This window comes from Sphingobacterium hotanense (assembly GCF_008274825.1).
GTDB lineage: Bacteria > Bacteroidota > Bacteroidia > Sphingobacteriales > Sphingobacteriaceae > Sphingobacterium > Sphingobacterium hotanense.
In genome coordinates this window covers 1,239,465-1,262,460 of sequence record NZ_CP030848.1, presented here as the reverse complement: position 1 = coordinate 1,262,460, position 22,996 = coordinate 1,239,465, and the positions used below count along the sequence as shown (strand labels likewise).

The window sequence follows — 22,996 nt, the reverse complement described above, 5'->3', positions numbered from 1 at the left end:
GATTTTGTGTTTGTTATGCGTTAGCTGCAGTTTCTTCGCCCAAGTAAGCACCTGAGTTGATAAGTTCTGCGCGTAATTCTGCCACATCTACTGCCGACGGTGATACACCCTTACGAACAGCTAATTTCGCTGCGCGACCTGCCGCCTCACCCATGGCCATACATGGTGCCATTACGCGAATTGCAGACATTGCCTCATGTGTTGTCGAAATCGAACGACCAGCAACTAATAAGTTCTTCACTTTTTGCGGAACCAATGATCTGTATGGAATATCGTAGCTATCCCCACACCATGTCAATGTACATCCGCCACCTTCTGGATGGTGAATATCTAATGGGTAACTCGCTACAGCTACCGCATCATCAAATCTACGGCAACCTAAGATATCATCTGCTGTCATCACGTAGTTTCCTACGATACGGCGGGTTTCACGAATACCTAAGAAAGGCGCCATTTTAGTGAAATGCGAGTTCTCAAATCCAGGAACATATTCTTGCAAATAGCGTTGGATCTCTTCCACCTGCTTACGTCCCTCAATTTCACCGAAGGTTAAGCTTTCCGGATTTGTACCATCTACACCGTTGATACGCGACATATTGACCCATACTTCGCCTTCGCGCAAACCTGTAATTAGGATCGTACGCTCAACTGGTAAGTGGTATCCTGCCTGACGGGCTTTCTCCATCACACTGCGAAGACCTACGACGATGAATTGGTGATTCTGTCCGAAGTATTCTGCAGGAATGAAATCCGTTAAGTAGGTTCTAGGTTCTTCGGCAATAGACATACGCAACTTGTCGGTATCCACATTAGCCATACAGAACATCAAGGTTGGTGGCTGTGCGCCTCCAACTTCATTTCCTTGCTCGCACTCTACCCCTGCTTTATAAGCAACATCCGCATCACCGGTACAGTCAATAACGGTTTTAGCCAATATTACTTCTCTTCCTGATTTGCTCTCGATGATTACACCTTTAAGCTCATCACCTTCCATCACTACTCCAGCAGAGAATACATATAGCAATACTTTAACACCAGCTTCCTCTAATACCTTCAAACCAACATTCTTTACAGCTTCTGGTTCAACTAAGGTTAAACTCATATGTAAAGGACATGGGCGGTGCTCCGAAGCAGCATCAACCTCTTTCAATCTGTCGATAAACTTCTGTGGCAGACCCTTAATAATCTGATTTCCTTTTTGACCAAGGAAGCCAAGAATAGGCAAGCCAATCGTCATATTACCCCCCACAAAACTACGGTTATCGATCAATGCAACCTTCAAACCATCAGATGCTGCCGCTTGCGCTGCAATAATACCTGCAGGTCCGCCGCCAACAACCAATACATCCACATCCATACGAACCGGCGTCTCTCTCGCGGGCTCAAGAATAGTCTTTACTTCTCCCATGTCGAATTATTATAATATTTTAAATCTTTTAATTACGCTTCTATAACTGCTTGATTCTCGTCCGGCTTCTCTTTCTTAACCATAGTCCACAAAATCAAAACAGCAATCGGATGCATAAAGGCCATTGCAATAAAGATGGTTCCTGCACCCAATGAACCCATCATCTGACCCACAAAATAGTTGAACAACACTGCGCCTAATGCGCCAAATCCACCTGCAATACCCAATACCGAAGCCACGTTCTTCACCGGGAAAGCCTCCGCGATCACAACACTGATAGTAAACAACCAGCTTAAACATGCTACTGCTACCAATGCAAAGATAAAGATCGTCAGGTAGGGACTCGTTACATAGGTCGTTAGACAACACAAGGGCGCCAATATGGCAATACTGCTCAACATGATCTTACGGGCAAGCAAAGGCTCTTTACCATTTCTAACCATCTTATCAGACCATGCTGAAGTACCAATCGCGCCGATATCTGCTACTAAGAACGGTATCCAGCCGAACATTCCAATCTGTGCCAATGTCAATCCGCTCTCCTCCTGCAAATAGCCCGGCAACCAGAATAAACAGAAATACCATACCGGATCGCTGACAAAGCGAATAAGCAAAATACCCCATAAGGTCTTTCTGCTCCACAGCTGTCCCCAAGTGAAAGCTGTTTCTTCTTTCTGATCAGCTTGCTCACCTGTAGCCTCCGCTCTGATCTCTGCAGGTGGCTCCGTATAGATTAAAAACCAAAGCAGCGCAATGATCAATCCCACTACCCCTGCAACGATAAAAACCGTATGAAAATTATATCGCATGGCTAACCATGCCACCAACGGCGGAGCAATGATTGCCCCAATAGAACTACCTGCCACGCATAAACTATTTGCCGTAGCGCGAAGCTTTCCAGAAAACCAAACCGTCACTACCTTAAGCTGTGCTGGAAAGTTAGTTGGCTCTGCCGCTCCTAACATTCCTCTAAAAAATAAGAAAGAGCCGAAAGTCCGTGAGAAGCCACCGCCCAAACAAGCAATCGACCAGCCCAGAATACCACCAAGCATTACCTTGCGCTCGCCAAACTTATCAACCAACCATCCGGATACCGGATACATCAGCGCGTAGAATACCGTAAAGACATTCAACACCAACGCATAACCATCATCTCCTAAATCGAACTCCTCTTTCAGCATCGGTTTCAATATCGAAACTATCTGACGATCATAGTAGTTAAAAACGATTGCCAGAAAAATGACGAATATAATGAACCAACGACGTTTATGAGCTGGAATCGGCAGTATAAATTTTGACATAAGGTGTTTTGGTTATTGCTGAATCTAAATCTAACAAGTCAAATGTAGAAAAAAAGATTAGAAATAAAACATTTTTAAATAAAAAAAAGAAAGCCACAAATAGGAAAAGTCGTTTATATTTGTTAAACTTATTAACTGACACAATGAATTATGAGGAATATAACAGATAGACACGAATTCATTCTAAAGAGCTTAAAAGAAAAAGGAAAGATTACGATTGACTGGCTATGTGAAACAATGAAAGTTTCCAGCGTAACTATCCGAAAAGACCTAAAGCTTTTAGAAGACAAAAACTTGTTGTTCCGCATTAAGGGAGGTGCCTCCAGCAGTAACCCTTATGCAATTGACCGTCCTATATTAATCAAAGAAACTATTAATAGTGACGAAAAACAACGCATCGCAATTGCCGCTTTACGACTGATTAAAAACAACGACTCCATTATGATTGGATCTGGCACTACGGTCTTCGCATTAGCAAAGAACCTAGAGTCCACTCAGGGATTAACTGTGATTACACCAGCTTTAAAAGTAGGCTTAGAACTTAGCGGAAAGCCAAATATCGAGGTTTTACAGCTCGGTGGACTTATCCGTTCCAATAGCTCATCCGTTGCTGGGCACTATGCGACACGGATATTGGAAGACATCAGTTGCGGCATCCTATTCTTAGGTGCAGATGGTATCGACCTGGAATTCGGGATCTCCATTTCCAATCTTCCCGAAGCTACCCTAAACCAAAAGATGTTACAAACATCGCAAAAGGTAGCCATACTAGCAGACAGCTCAAAGTTCGGAAAGAGAGGTCTTGGTAAGATCTGCGAACTCATCGACGTAGACTACATCATTACTGACCCAAAAGTATCGCCCGATACGGTCAAAGCTATTGAAGAATTAGGCATAAAAATGATTCTTGCCTAAGACATCTACCCTCATTTTATTCATCTACCTCAAAAAAAGATTTTTAAACGCTTGTGTTTAAAAATCTTTTTTTTAATTTCGAAACATTGTTTAAAAAACAATAACCAATACCAATTTGTGGTAAAACCCATGTTATATGTTATATTATCTTACAATTTAATAAGAATACAATATAGCCTTAACATAATGTTAATATTATAAATCTAGTTTCGAAACATTATTTAAGAAATAAAAACACACTCCGTAAGGAACACATTACTTATTACATTTTTACCTTCTATCATTAACAAACATCTAAATGAAAAAACAATTACAACTCATTTTAATGCTGTTAATAATGCCATTGGGAATGGTATTAGCTCAACAGCCATTACAGATAATGGGGAAAGTGACCGACACAGAAGGGGAACCTGTGCAAGGTGTCTCTATCAGCATCAAAGGTCGACTTAACGCCATTACCGCAACAGATGACGCTGGAGCTTACTCCTTACAAGCTGAAAACAGCGATGTCCTAATCTTTAAAGGTATCGGTTTTAAAACCGTAGAAAGAACTGTATCCGGACAATCGACGATCAACGTTACGTTAGAGAACGATCTAACCAACTTAGATGAAGTAGTCGTTGTTGGATATGGTACACAAAAGAAAACTAATCTTACAGGTGCAGTGTCAACAATCAGCGCATCTCAATTAGAGAATCGTCCTGCTGTATCTGCCTCTACTGCTTTACAAGGTCTAGCACCTGGGGTAACCGTGACCTCACAAACAGGAGCACCAGGGGGCGACCAAGCTTCGATCCGTATCCGCGGTGTTAACTCCTTCTCATCTGCAAGTGAGCCGTTAGTAATCATCGACGGTGTGGCGGGCGATTTAAACTCCATCGATGCGAACTTAATCGAGTCAATGTCGGTATTGAAAGATGCTGCATCAGCGGCTATCTATGGTTCTCGCGCTGCAAACGGTGTTATCTTGGTAACTACGAAGCGTGCGAAAGATGCGTTCAACTTAACTTATAAAGGCTACACAGGTTGGCAAGACGCGACCTTTATCCCGGAAGTGACAGACGGTCGCACATTTATGCGTGTATTCAATGAAGCAAGTATCAATGATGGTGGTAAAGAAATATACACACAACAAAACTTCGACGAATTCGATCAATTATATGCCGAGAACCCGGACAATTACGATTGGCAGAAAGCGATCTTAAGTGGCTCAGGATTCACACAGAACCATTTTGCATCCTTATCTACCGGTTCAGGTATTATCCGCGTTAATCCATCTTTAAGTTATGTTAAACAAGATGGTTTGATCAAGAATACAAACTACCAACGTTATACTTTCAGAAATAACATGGATATCAACCCGAACGATAAATTAAATATCAAGGTTGACTTATCGGTTATGAACGGCGACCGCTTACAGATTGCCAATGAAGGAACCATCTGGAATTACCTAGGTCGTATGCCTACGAATATTCCAATCCGTTATGGCGACAAATGGTCTGAAGGATGGGTTAAGAACAACCCTGTAGGCTTTATCGAAGATGGTGGAAACAGAAAAGTAAATAACATCGAGTTAATCGGTAATCTATCCCTAAACTACAAGCCAGTTAACTGGTTATCCATTACTGGTTTAGTTGCTCCTCGCTATCGCACGAGAAATATTCACAACTTCTCTAAAGCGTTGATGACTTATTACTCGGGCGGAGCAGAAGCAGGTGCAGCAGCAGAGTCAACAGAATTAACAGAATCTGCTTACCGTTATTTCTACGGAAACTACCAATTCCACGCTACAGCGGCAAAAACTTTCAACGACCATAGCTTAAGCTTAATGGTGGGTACTTCACGTGAAACTTACGACGAAAAATACCTAATGGGCTTCCGTCGTGACTATACTTACGATACTTACGAAGTATTAAATGCGGGTGCTGATACCGAAACAAAACGCAATGATGGTACACAAGACCAGTGGTTATTAGTTTCGGCTTTCTCACGTTTCAACTATGCGTTCAAAGACCGTTACTTATTCGAAGCTAACTTACGCTACGATGGTACTTCACGCTTCCTAGGCAGTAATCGTTGGGCAACATTTCCTTCATTCTCTGCAGGATGGCGAGTAGAGCAAGAACCATTTATGGAAAACTTGCGCTCTAAGATCAATCAATTAAAAATCAGAGCATCTTGGGGTATCCTTGGAAACCAGAATATCGGTAGCACTTACCAACCATTCTCGGAAAACTTAGCCTTAGGCGGTATCTCAATGGGTGGCGCCATCAGCCAACTGGTAACTTTAAATACGCTTGCTAACCCTGACCTTCGTTGGGAAGAAACAACAGCAACAGGCGTAGGTTTAGACGCGACTTTATTCGACAAATTCAGCTTTACATTCGACTGGTACAAAAAGCACACGAATGGTATCTTAATGACTCTCCCAATCTCGGCATTATACGGATTGAACGAGCCATACCAAAATGCGGCGAAAGTAGAAAACTTAGGCTGGGAAGTTGGTGGTCGTTATGACAACCAATGGAATGACTTCAAATTCGGATTAGGTTTCAACTTCTCGGATGTACGAAACAAGATTCTTGACATGAGAAGCAGACCGGTAGGAACATTGCTTCGCCAACAACAAGACTACGCGATCAACTCGATCTATGGCTATGTTTCTGATGGCTACTACCAATCACAAGAGGAGATTGACAACGGCCCGACGCAATTCGGAACTTTGAAACCTGGAGATATCCGTTTCAAAGATATCGCTGGCGCATTTGATGCGGACGGCAATGCAATCCCTGATGGAAAAATCACGGATGCGGACAAACAGATTATCGGTAATACGATTCCTCGTTACACTTACGGTGTAAACTTAGATTTAGGCTATAAAGGATTCAAATTTAGCGCATTCTTACAAGGCGTTGCGAAAGTTGACGGCTACTTAGATTCACACTACGTAATCCCGGCAGTAAACTCATCAGCAATCAAACCTTGGCAATTGGATTACTGGACAGAAGACAACAGAAATGCTTCCCTTCCGCGCTTATCCGTTACCTCAACAAACAACACACAAAACTCTGATTTCTGGTTGAAATCAGCATCATACTTACGTCTTAAGAACATCCATTTAGGATACCAATTCCCGAACGAATGGTTCCAAAACGCGAAGATCGGAGGAATCTACATCTACGCAAATGGACAGAACTTATTCACCAAAACCAACTTCTACGAAGGCTACGACCCAGAGATCAATTACAATGCGGGCGCAGCACAAAACGTATCGCTAGGCGGTGGTAACTACTACCCACAAGTTAAAGTGTACACATTTGGTTTAGACATTAAATTTTAAGACATCATGATTAAGCATACAAAAAGAATATTAGGAATTAGCATGTTATGCGCAGCATTGATGACATCATGCGAATTGGATCGTTTGAACCTGAACGGTCCGTCCACAGAAAATTTCCCGTTAGACGCTAAAGAAGCCGAACTTGGATTATTAGGAGCATATAAAGCTTTGACATTATTAGACGCGTCTAGCACGCCGATCTGGCACGTTATGGACAATATCACCGATATCGGCTATGCACGTCCGGGAAACAATTATACATCCCCTATTACGAGTTCGATTACTACAGATAACGCATTAGCGACAAAACCATGGTCAGCACATTACAAGACTATCGCTCGCGTGCACTTGGTATTAGATAACCTAGAGCCCTTGAAAGCTACAATGGGCGAAGAGCAGTATAACAAAATCAATGCTGAACTACGTTTTATCCGCGCTTACTGTTATTCTCAATTAGTTGAGCTTTATGGCGATGTCGCTTTATTGACGAAAGCGTTAAAGCTGAACGATGAGCTGCCGGGAAGAACCGACAAACAACAAGTCGTAGACTTCATCATCAACGAATTGGCGCAGACTGCAGAACACCTACCGGTTTCACAAAAAACATCAGGCAATGTTCGCGCTTCGCGTGTTGCAGCTTACATGTTGCAAGCCCGCGTAGCATTAAACTTTCAAAGATATGATGTCGCGGCAGAGGCCTCGAAAAAAGCACTTGATCTAGCGAAAGGTCAGCACGCGCTAACGCCATTTGACGCAACCATAGCCTATGTTGGTAAAGGACATGCGGACGGCGAACCGCAATCGGCAAACATCTTCGGACACGCTGGATATGCAGAAAGTAAAGAATGGATCTGGGTGGCAGAATACAACAAAGCCATCAATGCCAATACGCATAACCAGACTTACTACATGGCGTCACGCCTGGGTAAAGGAGTATGTTACTGGGGACCAACACAAAACTTCATCGACTCATTTCAGGACATCGAAGGAAAATACATCACCGAGTCGACCATCTACAACGAGGCGAAGCCATTCGAAAATCGCGACCCTCGCTTAGATATGTACACCGCACGCCCGGGATCACGTTACTTCGGCTTCCAGTTCGAACCGAATGCGAAGTTCTCCAAAGTCAACAACTACTGGCCGGTGATCAATGGAACAGGTACAAAACCTTCATCGCAGAACAATACCGATGCAACAAATGCCTACCGTTCGTTCTCCGGATATTTATGGAGAAAACATACCGATTTAAGCGAATATGCAACTACCTCCGTATCGGGAGAATCCGATCTTAATGTAGGTATCTTCCGTTACGCTGAATTACTATTGATCTACGCAGAAGCAAAGATCGAAAGCGGAAGCATCGACCAGTCGGTTTATGATGCTATCAACGAAATCCGCTCACGTGCCAAGATGCCGAACCTTCCTCAAGGTTTATCTCAGGCACAGATGCGCCAAGCATTGCGTTACGAGCGTAAGGTAGAACTTGCAAACGACGGTTTACGTTGGTTCGACTTACGCCGTTGGAATATCGCTAAAGACGTTATGAACGGATACATCTACCTGAACAGAGATGCAAACGCATGGACGAAAAGCGCGATCCAAAGAATCGATGAAAATGCTAACCCGGTTTACAACCATAGTGTAGCAACAAAATCATTCGGCACGCAAGAAGTAAAATTCCAGGTAAACAAAGATGAGTACTGGCCAATTGACATCAAAGAAATGGATGCAAACCCAGCAATGACTCAGAACCCGGGATATTAACAATGGATTTATTCAAATCACAATAGTATGTAAATATCAGCAAGCGTGGCCCCCTCCAGGTCACGTTTGTTGTTTCTAATCAAATTCAATGCTTATGAAACCATATCACAAATTCCTAGCCGTAGCCCTAGCCTGCTTATTCATGAAACCAATGGATAGCACGGCACAGGAAACAAAAGCAAAATTCAATCATCCTAGCTTAGAGAATCAACAATCCTGGACCATGATCCTGCTACCCGACATACAGAACTATGTCAAGTTCAAAAGAAATCAGCCCATACTGGATGTCATGATGAACTGGATTGTAGAAAACGAAGAAAAAATGAACATTAAAATGGTGATGTGTACCGGTGACTTGGTGGAACATGATGATATCGTTAACCCGGACCCGAAGAAGATGGACCAAACAGGCAAACAACAATGGGAAGCAACGGCGAAAGCTTTTGAAAAACTAGATGGAAAGATCCCTTACGTTACAGCGACAGGAAATCACGACTACAATATATTCAGCTATACCCACAAACCGAAAACAACGCATTTCACGCAGTATTTCCCTGCAGATAAGAATAGTAAGAACCAACGTCTGCTTCGGGAAGTAACCGCCAATGTCTATGGAAATCCAAGCCTGGAGAATGCTTCCTATGAATGGAAATCCCCTCATGGTAAAGACTTTTTGTTCCTATCGCTAGAATTCGCCCCTAGAGACACGATCTTGCGCTGGGCTAACCAAGTGGTGAACCAAGAAAAATACGCCAATCACAGCGTTCTTTTGCTTACCCACGCTTACCTTAATTTTAAGAACGAACATATTGAGACTGCCAAATACGACCTCCAGGATGCTAACTATGGGACTGCCGTGTTCAACAAACTAGTGAAACCATCCAAAAATATCGAAATGGTATTCTCTGGACATATTGGTTCGCCGAACGATGTAAAGAAACACTTAGGCTTTAGAATCGATAAAAATGCTGCAGGAAAAAATGTGAGCCAGATGACCTTTAACGCACAAGCATTGGGCGGAGGCACCTACGGAAGCGGTGGCGATGGATGGATCAGGATTTTAGAATTCCTGCCCGACGGCAAGACCGTGAGAGTGCGCACCTTCTCCCCGTTCTTCGCATTATCCTCCAATACGCAAAACATGGCCTGGCGCACGGAAGACTACGATGAGTTTACCATGACGCTGAACTAAAGCATAAAAAAAACCACTCTTTCGAGTGGTTTCTTTATATCTAACAAATTGATAGCGGTTTAAAACTCTATTTTACTGCGTCTACAACTGCTTTGAAAGCATCCGGATTGTTTAAAGCTAAGTCAGCTAATACCTTACGGTTTAAGCCAATGTTTTTAGCGTTTAATTTACCGATTAATTGAGAATATGAAATTCCGTGTTGACGAGCTCCAGCGTTGATACGTTGGATCCATAAAGCTCTGAACTCGCGTTTTTTGGTTTTACGGTCGCGGTAAGCGTACTGTAAACCTTTTTCAACTGTGTTTTTAGCAATAGTATAAACTTTGCTGCGTGATCCATAATAGCCTTTCGCTAATTTAAGGATTCTTTTTCTTCTTCTTCTAGAAGCTACTGCGTTAACCGAACGTGGCATAATTTGTAAATTTTTGTTTGGTATAAGGCGTTACGTTTTTCAGTACTCTTACTACCTGATACCCGGTTAAAAAATATTGTTATTAAAAAAAATGGTATAAAACTTATTTACCGAGTGCAAGCATACGTTTAACGTTGCCCATATCAGCATCAGAAACATAACTAGTAGTAGTTAAGTTACGTTTTTGTTTCGTAGTTTTCTTTGTCAAGATGTGGCTTTTGAAAGCGTTTTTTCTTGCAATTTTACCTGTTCCAGTCAATTTAAAGCGTTTTTTCGCGCTGGAATTGGTTTTTACTTTTGGCATAATACTATAAATTTTATATCAATCTGTTAGATGCTTATTTCTTTGGAGAAGCTTTTGGCGCTAATGTTAAGAACATACGCTTACCTTCCAATTTTGGCAATAATTCAACCTTACCATATTCTTCCAAGGCCTGAGCGAAACGTAATAATAAAATTTCACCTTGCTCTTTGAAGACGATCGCACGTCCCTTGAAGTGTACATAGGCACGAACCTTCTCGCCACTTTCTAAGAAACGCATAGCATGTTTCAACTTAAATTCGAAGTCATGCTCGCTGGTATTAGGTCCAAAACGAATCTCTTTGATTACCGTTTGCTTCGCATTGGCCTTGATTTCCTTTTGCTTCTTCTTTTGCTCGTAAACGAATTTACTGTAATCTATAATTTTACAAACAGGAGGCGTCGCATTAGGAGAAATCTCTACCAAATCCAACTCCAACTCATCAGCAAGTTGTAAAGCTTGTCTTGTAGGATAAACTCCGGTTTCTACGTTATCCCCAACTAAACGTACTTCTGGAACGCGAATGTGCTCATTGATACGGTGTTCAGGCTCCTTTTTTCTCATAGGACCTCTGTTACCGAAATTGTTACTTTTTGCCAAATGTTTTTAAATTAAACAGTTACTTCTTTTATTAATAATTCTTTAAATGCTTCTGGCGACATTGACCCTAAGTCAACACCCCCGTGTTTACGAATCGAGATTGACCCACTCTCCATCTCTTTCTCTCCTACGATCACCATATAAGGCATTTTCTTCACCTCAGCATCGCGGATTTTGCGCCCAACCTTCTCATCACGCAAGTCAATCAGACCGCGAATATCGGAATTATTTAGCGATTCCAAAAGTTTTTGAGCATATTCTTCATATTTTTCTGACACTGGCAAGACGATAAACTGCTCAGGAGCAAGCCATAACGGAAACTGACCACCGCAGTGCTCAATCAAAACTGCAACGAAACGCTCTATCGATCCGAAAGGTGCACGGTGGATCATCACCGGACGATGCTTCTGGTTGTCGGAACCTGTATATTCCAACTCGAAACGCTCCGGAAGGTTATAATCTACTTGGATCGTACCTAACTGCCATTTTCTGCCCAAAGCATCCTTCACCATGAAGTCTAATTTCGGTCCGTAAAATGCAGCCTCGCCATACTCAACCACTGTCGGTAAGCCTTTCTCTTCAGCAGACTCAATGATCGCCGATTCGGCCAATGCCCAGTTCTCATCAGAACCAATATATTTAGTTTTGTTTTCAGGGTCACGTAACGAAACCTGCGCTGTAAAATCCTGGAATCCTAACGCATTGAAAACGTAAAGTACTAAATCAATAACTTTTTTGAACTCGTCTTTCACCTGATCCGGACGACAGAACAAGTGCGCATCATCCTGAGTAAACCCACGAACACGAGTTAAACCGTGCAATTCGCCCGACTGCTCGTAACGATATACTGTACCGAACTCCGCAAAACGAACTGGCAAATCCTTGTATGAACGAGGTTTCACTTTGTAAATCTCACAGTGGTGTGGACAGTTCATCGGTTTCAACAAGAACTCCTCTCCCTCAACCGGTGTTTTGATCGGTTGGAAAGAATCCGCTCCGTATTTCTCATAGTGCCCCGAAGTGATATACAACTGCTTATGGCCGATATGTGGAGTTACCACAGGCTCATAACCCGCTGCAATCTGTGCACGCTGTAGGAAATCCTGTAATTTCTGACGCAGCGCCGTACCTTTAGGCAACCATAATGGTAATCCCATACCCACCTTTTCAGAGAAAGCAAATAATTCAAGCTCTCTACCAAGTTTACGGTGGTCGCGTTTCTTCGCTTCTTCAATAAAGCGTAAATATTCGGTTAGCTCAGATGCTTTAGGAAAAGTAACACCGTAAATACGGGTCAATTGTTTGCGCGTTTCATCGCCTCTCCAATAAGCTCCAGCTACGTTTGTTAATTTAATAGCCTTGATAAATCCCGTGTTCGGAATGTGTGGACCACGACATAAGTCAGTGAAGTTCCCTTGCGAATAGAAAGTAATCTTTCCATCTTCCAAATCCTTGATCAAGTCCAGTTTGTACTCGTCGCCTTTTTCGGTAAAGTAATCCAATGCCTCCGCTTTGGAAACCGCTTTGCGCTCGAATACCTCTTTTTGTTTCGCTAGCTCCAACATCTTATCCTCGATCTGCTTAAAATCGTCGGATGAGAATTCACGATCGCCAAAGTCTACATCATAGTAGAATCCAGTTTCAATCGATGGACCAATACCAAATTTAACACCTGGATAAAGTGCTTCTAAAGCTTCCGCCAACAAGTGCGCAGAAGAGTGCCAAAAAGTAGATTTACCTTTCTCGTCGTTCCAGGTCAATAATTTCACGTTCGCATCCGCTTCAATCGGGCGTGATGCATCCCATACCTCTCCGTTTACTTCCGCTGCTAATACGTTTCTCGCTAAACCTTCGGAAATAGATAGTGCAACCTGCATTGCAGTTGAGCCTTTTTCATACTGACGAACCGAGCCATCAGGTAGTGTAATGTTAATCATGTACAACTATGATCTTTAAATTGTGTATAAAACTGCAACCTAGCCAATGTTTACAATTACATTGATTTTTAAAGTGATTGCCTTAATTAATCGAGGTACAAAAATACGGAATATTTATGTGTAATAAAAACTTTCCTGTCACCAATAAAACAGCAATATGAAGGAACGTTCTTGATGCCTTTTGAGCATGGGCATTTTCAGAAGCAAAAGAAAACTTTATCTAGACAGCCAAGACTCAGTCCCCTTTCAAAGCCCTTTCTAACCCAATGTAAAGCCCTTTCAGAACCGCTTCGGAAAGGCTTTGATTTGGGTCTGATTTGGGTTTGTTAAAGTTGATACTTAACGCAGTCTGGACCGCTTGCCGCAAAATGCCTATCACTTTTCGAAAATCGTTTGAATTTAATCGCCTTCGAGAACTCTCATCGCGTCAACTCATGAAATGGAATGCTAAAAGATTTTTCTTACTTTTGCACTTCTATTTACTGCATTATGTCAAATCAAGTTCCGGAAGATGGCACCATGCTTCCTTTAATGGAAGAATTCTACACGATACAAGGCGAAGGATATCACACAGGAAAAGCGGCTTATTTTATCCGTTTGGGCGGTTGTGATGTAGGTTGTCATTGGTGCGATGTGAAGGAAAGTTGGGATGCAAACCTGCACCCTTTAACTTCCACGGAGCAAATTGTGGAGAATGCCTTGAAGCATCCTGCAAAGACGGTCGTTATCACCGGTGGCGAGCCTCTACTTTACAATCTGACTTATTTGACGCAAAAATTACACGAGGCAGGAATTCAAATATTTCTGGAAACTTCCGGTGCTTATCCATTAACGGGCTATTGGGATTGGATCTGTCTTTCACCAAAGAAATTCAAAGGTCCGCGTCAAGATGTCTTGGCTGCAGCCGGCGAATTGAAAGTAATTGTTTTTAACAAAAGTGACTTCCAATGGGCGGAAGACCATGCAAAATTTGTCGGAAAAAACTGTAAGCTCTACTTACAGCCGGAATGGTCAAAAGCAGCAGAAATGACCCTTTTGATTATTGATTATGTAAAAGATAATCCGAAATGGGAAATTTCTTTACAGACACATAAATACCTCAACATTCCTTAATATTTATGAATAATGCTTAGTTTTAAACTGCTATGCAGCATATGAAACTAGGCTTTTGTTTATTCATTCTAATACTTTTTGGTTTTGGGAATTTAGCCATTGCGCAGGTTCCTTCGACAAACCGAAAGGCACAGCAGGCTTATCAGGAAGCGGGAAAAGCGATCAGTCAAAACCAGTTCGCTCAGGCTATATCCCTCTTGGAAAAAGCAACCAAGGAGGATCCAACTTTTGCTACGGGCTTTCAGACTTTGGGCGACATACAGCGTCGTTTAGAACAATATGAGAAAGCCATAGCCGCCTATGAACAGGTCTTGACCCTAAACCCCTCGTTAACAGGACTCACCTACTTTGGTCTCGGCGAAGCCTATCTGGGTATCGGCGAGTATCAGCAAGCCAGCAAAAATCTATTGAGCTACAAGGAACAAGGAAACCTCTCTGAGAAAAGCCAACTGCTTGTAGACAAATATCTTGCAGATTGTGCTTTTTCGTTGCAGCATATCAATGGCACGAATACTGGTTTAATTGCGCTTCCAGCCAGCATCAATACCGATAAAGACGAATACTACCCCAAACTAACGGCGGATAATGCGAGCATTATTTTTACCCGCAAGGAGAATAATCAAGAGAATTTTTACGAAAGCTTTCTTGTCGATGGAAAATGGACGGAAGCGGTCAAACTGCCGGAACCCGTCAATTCTGCTCGTTTTAACGAGGGTGCGCATTGTATTTCACCCGACGGGAAATACCTGTTTTTTACGGGGTGTAACCGTCCCGATGGCTTGGGTAGTTGCGACCTGTACGTTTCAAAGAAAGAACATGATATTTGGAGCGAACCATTCAATTTGGGTCCGGGGATAAATACGCGAGGATGGGAATCACAACCTGCAATCTCTGCGGATGGGAAAACGCTTTACTTCGTGAGCAATCGAGCCGGCGGGCAGGGCAGTTATGATATTTGGAAAGCGGAATTAGAAGCGGATGGCAAATGGTCGGCACCACAAAATTTAGGACCCGACATCAACTCGCCTTTCGATGAGGGTGCCCCCTATCTGCATGCGGATAACAAAACATTGTATTTCTCTTCCAACGGCTGGCCGGGCTTCGGCAAAAACGACATCTACAAAAGCGTAATCGATAAGAACGGTAAATGGAGCAAGCCCGAAAATCTAGGCCCCGCCATCAATAATTACTTAGATCAGCGCAGTTTCCATGTCAGCTTGGACGGCAGCATTGCACACTTAGCCTCGCAGGATAATAACAGGCAATGGGATATTTATAGTTTTACATTCCAAAAAGAGCAACAGCCTCCCGCCATTGCCTATATTGCAGGTTTGGTTTTTGACAAGTCCAACAATAAACCATTAGACGCCAGCATTCGCGTAACCAATACGAGTAGCAAAGAAATCGTTTTTGAGAAAAAGAGCGATTATATAGACGGCGGTTTTATCGCGGTTTTACCTATAGGCGCGAACTATGCTGTACATATACAGAAAGAGGGGTATCTATTCGACTCGAAGCAATATGCATTGGATAAACCGGAGTTTGCAAATAAGCGGTACCAGGACAGTATTTTCTTAGAACCTATACAAAGCGGCGCCATTGCGACGCTCCGCAACATTTACTTCGATGTTAACAAATACGAGATCCTTCCAACTTCGGAAAGCGAATTGGAGCTGTTGTTAGGTCTACTCAAAGCAAACCCGAAATTACAGATTGAAATAGCCGGACATACGGATAATACAGGGAATAAAGCAGCTAATCAGACTTTATCGGAGAATCGGGCGAAAGCCGTTTCTACCTGGTTGATTTCGAAAGGTATTTCTGCTGGAAGATTGAGCGTGAAAGGTTATGGAGACGAAAAACCTATTGCGCCGAACACTTCAGAAGAAGGGAAACAACGCAATAGGCGTACAGAATTTATTGTGAAATAATCCTGTTTGTATAATGACTATAGCTGAACGGTTTGCCCGGTCTTTACAGACTCATCACAAGCGACCGCGATCTGCAAGCTATTCAATGCATCCTGCATGGATTTCGATAAATCTAGATCCTCTTGAATTGCTTTCAGGAAGAATCGCTGTTCGCGATTGCAAAGCTCCTGATGGTCTGGCTCGTCGGCTAGGTCTATCCATTCATCTGCTCGTGTAAATTCGTTCTTTACGTCGATATCTGCATAATGAACTTTCAGCGACTCCGCTTTCGAGTGCGCATCAATAGAGTCTGAGTTGCCCGCTTTGCTGGCCTCCTTTGCAACGATAGATACACATCCTTTTGGACCGATCACATCTTTGACGAAAAACGCAGTCTCGCTGACCATCGGTCCCCATCCTGCTTCATACCAACCTACACTGCCGTTATCAAAACGAATCTGCAACTGTCCGTAGTTGTAATTGTCTGCTGCAATATCATCCGTTAAGCGTGCGCCGATCGCCGAAACAGAAACTGGTTTTGCTTCGGTCATCTGGCACATCACGTCGATATAATGTACGCCACAGTCGACAATCGGACTTAAGCTCTTCATCAAATTGCGATGAACATCCCACATATAACCATGGCTCTGCTGATTAAGGTTCATACGCATAACCAAGGGGCTACCCATCGTCTTCGCAACTTCGATAAACTTCATCCAAGACGGGTGATGACGCAGAATATATCCTACGACTAATTTTTTATTAGCTTTAATGGCAGCATCGATCACGCGTTGAGCGCCTGCGACAGTGTCTGCCAATGGTTTCTCGATAAACACATGCGCGCCAGCCTCCAACGACTTGACTGCATATTCTTCATGCGTATCCGGATAGGTAGAGATACATACCGCATCAGGCTGAGTGACCGATAGGGCCTCCTCGAACTCATTATAAAGCGGATAGTCTGCTTCTAGTTTTTCGTTCAGTTTATTCTTTGAATCGCCTCTGGACACCAGCCCTACGATTTCAAATCCGTCCATTTCATGATAAGCAAGCGCATGAGATGCGCCCATATTTCCACATCCTACAACGAGGATTCTTATTTTTCCCATGCTGATCTCCTATTAACTCGTATGTCCTGGTCTTGGAATTCGTGCATTGTCGATCTCCATATCCCAACTGTACCCTTCTGAATTAGGTCCATAGGTCTTGGTCGAGTTCATGATTTCATCTAAGGTAATCGCCTTACCTGTATAGGCAGCTTCTCGGGCCCAAATGGCAAGCATAGTCGAATCCGCCATCGTGTCGCCATCGTTGATGACCTGTTTATTGCGGATGGCCGCAAAGAGCTCATCGTGCTGTGTCTGATACATATTGTTCATCTTGCCCTGAAATTTCCAAGGGTTCTGTCCATGTATAGCATAGCTGCTCAGCATTCCTACCTGAAGATTTCCTTTTGTTCCGATTGCTTCTACTGAATTTCGGTTCTGCGTGCCGTTTTGTTGTCTTCCGAAGTGGAAGCCCTTTAATCCGTCGCCATAATCGAACTCGATAGCAAAATGGTCATATACGTTTCCAAATTCGGTCCAAGGTTTGCTCTGGCGGCCACCGGTTCCGGATACTGTCTTCGGCAATTTATCGCCCAACATCCATGACATGAAGTCGATGCTATGTATGGTCTGCTCCACGATAATATCTCCAGAATAGCGCTGGTAGTAGAACCAATTGCGGAGCTGATCTTGAAGATCTGTCCAAGATGCTTGTCTAGGTTTTTGTGTCAATTCACCCCCTAAGCGGAAGGTGCTCAACCCGTAGATATCACCGATACTACCGGCGTGCACAAGTTTTGCCAGTTCACGATTTGGAACGGAATAACGGAAGCAGAATCCTGCTACGATATTCAATTTCTTTTCTTTTGCAAGCTTGACGCTCTCGCGTACGGAGTGTACTCCTGGGATATCCACCGCCATAGGCTTTTCACAGAAGATATGCTTGCCCTTCTTGACAGCCTCGGCTAGATGGTCAGGGCGGAAACAAGGTGGCGACGCCAGCAAAACGACGTCCACATCGCTTGCGATTAGCTTTTTATAAGCTTCGAATCCTACGTATTGACGCGATTCATCGACTTTGACCTTATCTTTGTGCCCTTCTTTGAGCGCCGCTAAGGCTGTTTCGATTTGATCGGGAAAGATGTCTGCTAAGGCAACAAGCTCAGCGTCCGGATCGGCCTGCAATGCTTGAAAGGCAGCGCCTGTTCCCCTACCGCCACAACCGATAAGGCCAACTTTTATTTTTTTCTTAAGTTCAAATTGTGGAGTTGGAAGGTCTAGTGTAGAGGTTCCTAGTAGCACACCGCTACTTTTGAGAAAATTCCTACGGTCCATTATGTATTATTTATGTAGATCTAGATTATGATTAGAATTTGCTAATTAAGATTTTTTGAACGATTACTCGGTAGAATTATCTAATTTCACAGCAAAATAACAATTATTACAAATTTATGCAAATTTCTACCCCTGAAGCAGAACCGCTAATCAGCAACACGACCGTAGTATTTGGATTGTTGATGACGATATTAGGACTTGTGTTTTACAGTTCTAGCTTATCTAACAAATACGTTAAAGGATTCTACAACATTATCCCTCCGCTGTTGCTGTGCTATTTTCTTCCGGGTCTATTGAATTCATTTGGCGTAATTGATGGCGAAAACTCGCCGCTAACATCAATCGGTAGTCGCTATTTCCTTCCGGCTTGTTTGATCCTATTTATCGTCAACTTAGATCTGAAGGAGATGTGGGCGCTAAGAAAGCGTGCAGGATTGATGTTCATCACGGGAACCGTGGGTATTCTACTCGGAGGGCCATTAGCGGTTTACTTAACGTCTTTGGTAGCTCCTGAAGTAGTTGGAGGCGCAGGCCCCGACGAGGTATGGCGCGGACTCGGAGCACTTGCAGGCTCATGGATCGGAGGATCGGCCAATCAAGTGGCATTAAAAGAAATACTGAAACCCTCACCGAATCTATTCTCATCCATCATTGCCGTGGATGTATTCGTTGCCTATATCTGGATGGCGTTTCTTTTATATGGTGCGAGCAAGGCGGATAAGTTCAATGCATTTTTCAAAGCAGACGCCAGCGATGTGGAACATTTGAAAGAGAAAATGGACGCCAAAGCAAAAGCGAACAGCCGCATTCCGGAAACGAAGGATTTGATGCTCATGATTGCAATCGCTTTTGGTGGTACAGGTCTGGCAACTTTTCTTGCAGAGCCACTTGCTGCATTTATGAAAACAAACTATCCGCATCTGGAGACATTTTCATTAACGAGCGATTTCTTTTGGATTGTGTTCTTCGCTACTATTATAGGTATTGCGATGTCCTTTACACCGGCGAAAAAACTAGAGTTTGCTGGAGCGTCGAAGGTTGGAACGGTCCTATTGTATGCATTGATCACCACGATTGGTATGCAGATGAACATTCTTGCGATCTTAGATAACCCTGGGCTATTTATTGTCGGAATTTTATGGATGGCATTTCATGCATTGCTGCTATTTATTGTAGGCAAACTTTTCAAAGTGCCATTCTTCTACTTTGCAGTGGGAAGTATGGCAAACGTTGGCGGCGTTGCTTCTGCATCGGTTACTTCCGCAGCATTCCATCCTTCGCTTATATCTGTAGGCGTTATTCTATCGGTGTTTAGTTATGCTATCGGAACTTATGCAGGTTGGCTGACCGCTATATTGATGCAGATGGGTTCTCCAATTTAGAAAAGTCGTACAGCGTACTCGACGCTACGTAAAAACAAGCCTATCTTGAAAGAGATAGGCTTTTATATTTATATAGACCCCATCCGAGTTGTTTACCTAAATAAAGAATAAACATAAACTTAATATAGAAATCAAGTAGTTAACAATTTTATAACCTTGTATTAATTAAGTGGTTAATGTGCATATCTAATTTTGCACAGAGATTTAATTATTACTTATATGAGATTATTTTTACTAATTGTATTTAATTTATTGTGTTTGTTTTCATTCGCACAGACTACCATCTTAAAAGGTAAGATCATGGATGGAAATGACAACTTTTCGCTTCCGGGAGCTACTTTAAAGATATCGGATGGCAATCGATTTACTGTATCAGATGTCAATGGTAACTTCGAGTTTTTAAATCTTCCTGCAGGTACTTACACCCTAACGGTTGATTATTTAGGTTATGAACATTATTCGCAGTCGGTTACTGTTAGAGCGGGCCAGGAGCCCATTGAAGTTCTATTGTCATCAGCTTCGCGTAGCATAGATGAAGTGCAGGTGATGGGCGACTTAGCCAGAGGGCAAGCGAAGGCTTTGAACCAACAAAAGAACAACAGCAATATTTCGAACATCATTTCTTCAGATCAAGTGGGTCGTTTCCCTGATCAGAATATTGGTGATGCTTTGAAACGTGTTCCGGGTATCACAATGCAGAATGACCAAGGTGAAGCACGTAACATTATTGTACGCGGCTTATCACCGGAATTGAATTCCGTTACGTTGAATGGCGACCGCATCCCTTCCGCAGAAGGTGACAACCGCAACGTACAGATGGATTTAATTCCATCGGACATGATCTCGACTATTGAAGTCAACAAGACGTTAACACCTGATATGGACGCTGATGCAATTGGCGGTAGCGTGAATTTGATTACTCGTGCTATCCCAAATAGACAACGTATTTCGGCAACTTTGGGCGGCGGATACTCGCCGGTTCGTGAGAAGGGAATCTACAATGGTTCGGTGATTTATGGTAACCGTTTTATGGATAATAAAATGGGATTGGTATTGAGCGGAACGCTTCAGAGCAATGACTTCGGATCGAACAACATCGAGGCAGAATGGAAGAAAGATGACAACGGCAATGCATTTATGAAAGAAATGCAGATCCGTAAATACGATGTACACAGAATTCGTAGATCTGTATCTGCAGCATGGGATTTTGACTTCAATGCTAGAAACCGTATTGCTTTAAACGCGATGTACAACTGGCGTGACGACTTAGAAAACCGCTTTGCTGTTTCGTATAAAGACATGGAATGGAATGCTGATAAAAATACTTACGTTGGTAAATTGACGCGCCAAACAAAGGGCGGTATTAGCAATGACAGGAACAAAGGGAAACGTCTAGAACGTCAGGATGTATTGAACTTCTCCATGACCGGTGAGCATTTATTAACTTCCAAACTGGATTTCGATTGGGCGGCTTCCTATTCTAGAGCGGCGGAATACCGTCCGAATGAGCGCTATGTTGCTTATGAATTGAAGAAAGCTGAATTGGGACAGGACGTATCAAATACCTACCTTCCATTCGTTAATGACAAATATTCGGATTATTCGCAGCTTAGCTTTAAAAATGTTACCGAAAATGAGAATAACACAAATGAAGATGAGTTCGGTGCGAAAGTAAACTTCCGTTTTCCTTTATCAGTTATCGCTGGACAGAAGGGCCGTCTTCGCTTTGGTGCTCGCGTAAGATTGAAATCTAAGGATCGCGATAATAATTTCTTCGAGTATAAACCGAACGCTGCGTTTGGTGCTATGACGACCCATCCATTACAAGTGTGGGACGCTAAGAACTGGGATCAAGGCGAAAGATATGCAGCTGGTGGCTTTGTGAGCAAAGATTACTTAGGCGGATTAGACTTGAACGACAAATCTAAATTTACGCAAGAAGCTAAACCAGATGAGTATTTAGCGGTTAATTATCATGCTAAGGAGCGTATCGTTGCGGAATACGTACGTTGGGATCAAAACATTACTGAGCGCACAGCTGTGATCTTAGGTCTTCGTATCGAGCATACGAGCATTGATTACACCGGTAATAACGTTCTTGAAGAAGAGGAATTAGTTGGTGAAATCCGCAATAAGAATAGCTACACGAATTTCCTTCCTAGTATCAACGTGAAGCACAACTTCAATGATAACTTTATTTTGCGCGCAGCAGCGACCACAGGTTTGGCTCGTCCGAATTACTATGCGCTCGCTCCATACGTGAACACTTTAGTGGATGATAAAGAGTTGTTTGCTGGTAACCCGAATTTGAAGGCTACATACGCAACTAACTTCGATTTAATGTTGGAGAACTACTTCCAAAATGTGGGTATTATCTCCGGAGGGGTTTTCTATAAGAATATGAAGAACTTCATTTACATGTACAATGATCAAAGCTTCAATACCCAGGGTTTCAGCACGGCATTCCCAGACTTAAAGAACCCGATTGCAGCTGGCGACACTTGGCAATTCTCGCAGTTCAGAAACGGTGATAAAGTAGATGTATATGGATTTGAAGTTGCTTTCCAACGCCAATTAGACTTTTTACCAGGTAAGTTCTTAAAAGGATTCGGTATATACACAAACTATACCTACACAGGTTCAAAAGCAAAAGGAATTGCAGGAGAAGATGGGGTATTGCGTGAAGGGTTAGGTCTTCCTCGTACAGCGCCACATATGTTCAACGGTTCATTATCGTGGGAGAACAACAAATTCTCAGCACGAGTGTCAGCTAACTATACAGCGGCGTACTTAGATGAAATCGGCAAGAATGCTTTTACGGATGCTTACTACGACAAGCAATTCTTCTTAGATGCAAATGCTTCTTACAAAGTGACTAAGCAATTCCGCATCTTCGCAGAGACTAACAACTTAACAAACCAACCATTGCGTTACTACCAAGGTCAGGAGAATTTGATGCAACAGTTGGAATATTACAAGCCTCGTTACAACTTAGGTGTTAAATTCGATTTATAGAATAAAATAAACATTTCAAAT

The 22,996-nt window shown here is 42.8% G+C and carries 16 protein-coding genes; 8 read left to right on the top strand and 8 right to left on the bottom strand.

Going from position 1 to position 22,996, the window contains the following annotated elements:
- Positions 1 to 13: 13 nt before the first annotated feature.
- Positions 14 to 1,408 (bottom strand): FAD-dependent oxidoreductase, encoded by a 1,395-nt coding sequence (locus tag DSM08_RS05255; protein WP_149525174.1) that lies wholly within the window; start codon positions 1,406 to 1,408, stop codon positions 14 to 16.
- Between the two features lie 32 nt (positions 1,409 to 1,440).
- Positions 1,441 to 2,709 carry an MFS transporter gene (locus DSM08_RS05250; RefSeq protein WP_149525173.1) on the bottom strand — a complete coding sequence of 423 codons (1,269 nt, stop codon included), beginning with the start codon at positions 2,707 to 2,709 and terminating at the stop codon, positions 1,441 to 1,443.
- Between the two features lie 150 nt (positions 2,710 to 2,859).
- Here DSM08_RS05250 and DSM08_RS05245 point away from each other — a divergent pair, with 150 nt between their 5' ends.
- The 4 genes from DSM08_RS05245 (at position 2,860) to DSM08_RS05230 (ending at position 9,923) form a co-directional block, all read left to right on the top strand.
- Positions 2,860 to 3,624 carry a DeoR/GlpR family DNA-binding transcription regulator gene (locus tag DSM08_RS05245; RefSeq protein ID WP_149525172.1) on the top strand — a complete coding sequence of 255 codons (765 nt, stop codon included), beginning with the start codon at positions 2,860 to 2,862 and terminating at the stop codon, positions 3,622 to 3,624.
- 298 nt (positions 3,625 to 3,922) lie between these two features.
- A complete protein-coding gene (locus tag DSM08_RS05240; RefSeq protein WP_149525171.1) occupies positions 3,923 to 6,964 on the top strand; it encodes a SusC/RagA family TonB-linked outer membrane protein in 3,042 nt (1,013 codons plus the stop codon).
- Between the two features lie 6 nt (positions 6,965 to 6,970).
- Complete coding sequence (locus DSM08_RS05235) at positions 6,971 to 8,731, top strand: RagB/SusD family nutrient uptake outer membrane protein (RefSeq protein WP_149525170.1); 1,761 nt, start codon at positions 6,971 to 6,973, stop codon at positions 8,729 to 8,731.
- 94 nt (positions 8,732 to 8,825) lie between these two features.
- The gene (locus DSM08_RS05230) at positions 8,826 to 9,923 is read left to right on the top strand and encodes a metallophosphoesterase (protein WP_149525169.1); all 1,098 of its coding nucleotides are present in this window, start codon (positions 8,826 to 8,828) and stop codon (positions 9,921 to 9,923) included.
- Between the two features lie 67 nt (positions 9,924 to 9,990).
- On the opposite strand, the gene rplT is transcribed toward DSM08_RS05230, so the two are convergent.
- The 4 genes from rplT to thrS form a co-directional block, all read right to left on the bottom strand.
- Entirely contained in the window at positions 9,991 to 10,335 is a 345-nt protein-coding gene (gene rplT, locus DSM08_RS05225) for a 50S ribosomal protein L20 (protein ID WP_093098929.1), read from the bottom strand.
- A 103-nt stretch (positions 10,336 to 10,438) separates the two neighbouring features.
- Positions 10,439 to 10,639, bottom strand: coding sequence for a 50S ribosomal protein L35 (gene rpmI, locus DSM08_RS05220; protein WP_149525168.1), 201 nt, complete (start codon positions 10,637 to 10,639; stop codon positions 10,439 to 10,441).
- A 34-nt stretch (positions 10,640 to 10,673) separates the two neighbouring features.
- Positions 10,674 to 11,201: a translation initiation factor IF-3 gene (gene infC, locus DSM08_RS05215; RefSeq protein ID WP_149525167.1), complete on the bottom strand. Its 528-nt coding sequence runs from the start codon at positions 11,199 to 11,201 to the stop codon at positions 10,674 to 10,676.
- A 47-nt stretch (positions 11,202 to 11,248) separates the two neighbouring features.
- Entirely contained in the window at positions 11,249 to 13,174 is a 1,926-nt protein-coding gene (thrS, locus tag DSM08_RS05210; protein WP_149525166.1) for a threonine--tRNA ligase, read from the bottom strand.
- A 489-nt stretch (positions 13,175 to 13,663) separates the two neighbouring features.
- Between thrS and DSM08_RS05205 the strand changes: the two genes are divergently transcribed.
- Both DSM08_RS05205 and DSM08_RS05200 read left to right on the top strand, forming a co-directional pair.
- Positions 13,664 to 14,287 carry a 7-carboxy-7-deazaguanine synthase QueE gene (locus DSM08_RS05205; RefSeq protein WP_149525165.1) on the top strand — a complete coding sequence of 208 codons (624 nt, stop codon included), beginning with the start codon at positions 13,664 to 13,666 and terminating at the stop codon, positions 14,285 to 14,287.
- Between the two features lie 32 nt (positions 14,288 to 14,319).
- Entirely contained in the window at positions 14,320 to 16,218 is a 1,899-nt protein-coding gene (locus DSM08_RS05200) for an OmpA family protein (RefSeq protein WP_246172474.1), read from the top strand.
- 17 nt (positions 16,219 to 16,235) lie between these two features.
- On the opposite strand, the gene DSM08_RS05195 is transcribed toward DSM08_RS05200, so the two are convergent.
- Both DSM08_RS05195 and DSM08_RS05190 read right to left on the bottom strand, forming a co-directional pair.
- On the bottom strand, positions 16,236 to 17,306 hold the full coding sequence (locus DSM08_RS05195) for a Gfo/Idh/MocA family protein (protein ID WP_149525164.1): 1,071 nt from the start codon (positions 17,304 to 17,306) through the stop codon (positions 16,236 to 16,238).
- Positions 17,307 to 17,318: 12 nt separating this feature from the next.
- Positions 17,319 to 18,578 carry a Gfo/Idh/MocA family protein gene (locus DSM08_RS05190; protein WP_149525163.1) on the bottom strand — a complete coding sequence of 420 codons (1,260 nt, stop codon included), beginning with the start codon at positions 18,576 to 18,578 and terminating at the stop codon, positions 17,319 to 17,321.
- 116 nt (positions 18,579 to 18,694) lie between these two features.
- Between DSM08_RS05190 and DSM08_RS05185 the strand changes: the two genes are divergently transcribed.
- On the top strand, positions 18,695 to 19,960 hold the full coding sequence (locus DSM08_RS05185; protein ID WP_149525162.1) for a DUF819 family protein: 1,266 nt from the start codon (positions 18,695 to 18,697) through the stop codon (positions 19,958 to 19,960).
- A 219-nt stretch (positions 19,961 to 20,179) separates the two neighbouring features.
- A complete protein-coding gene (locus tag DSM08_RS05180) occupies positions 20,180 to 22,975 on the top strand; it encodes a TonB-dependent receptor (protein ID WP_149525161.1) in 2,796 nt (931 codons plus the stop codon).
- The last annotated feature ends 21 nt before the right edge of the window (positions 22,976 to 22,996 follow it).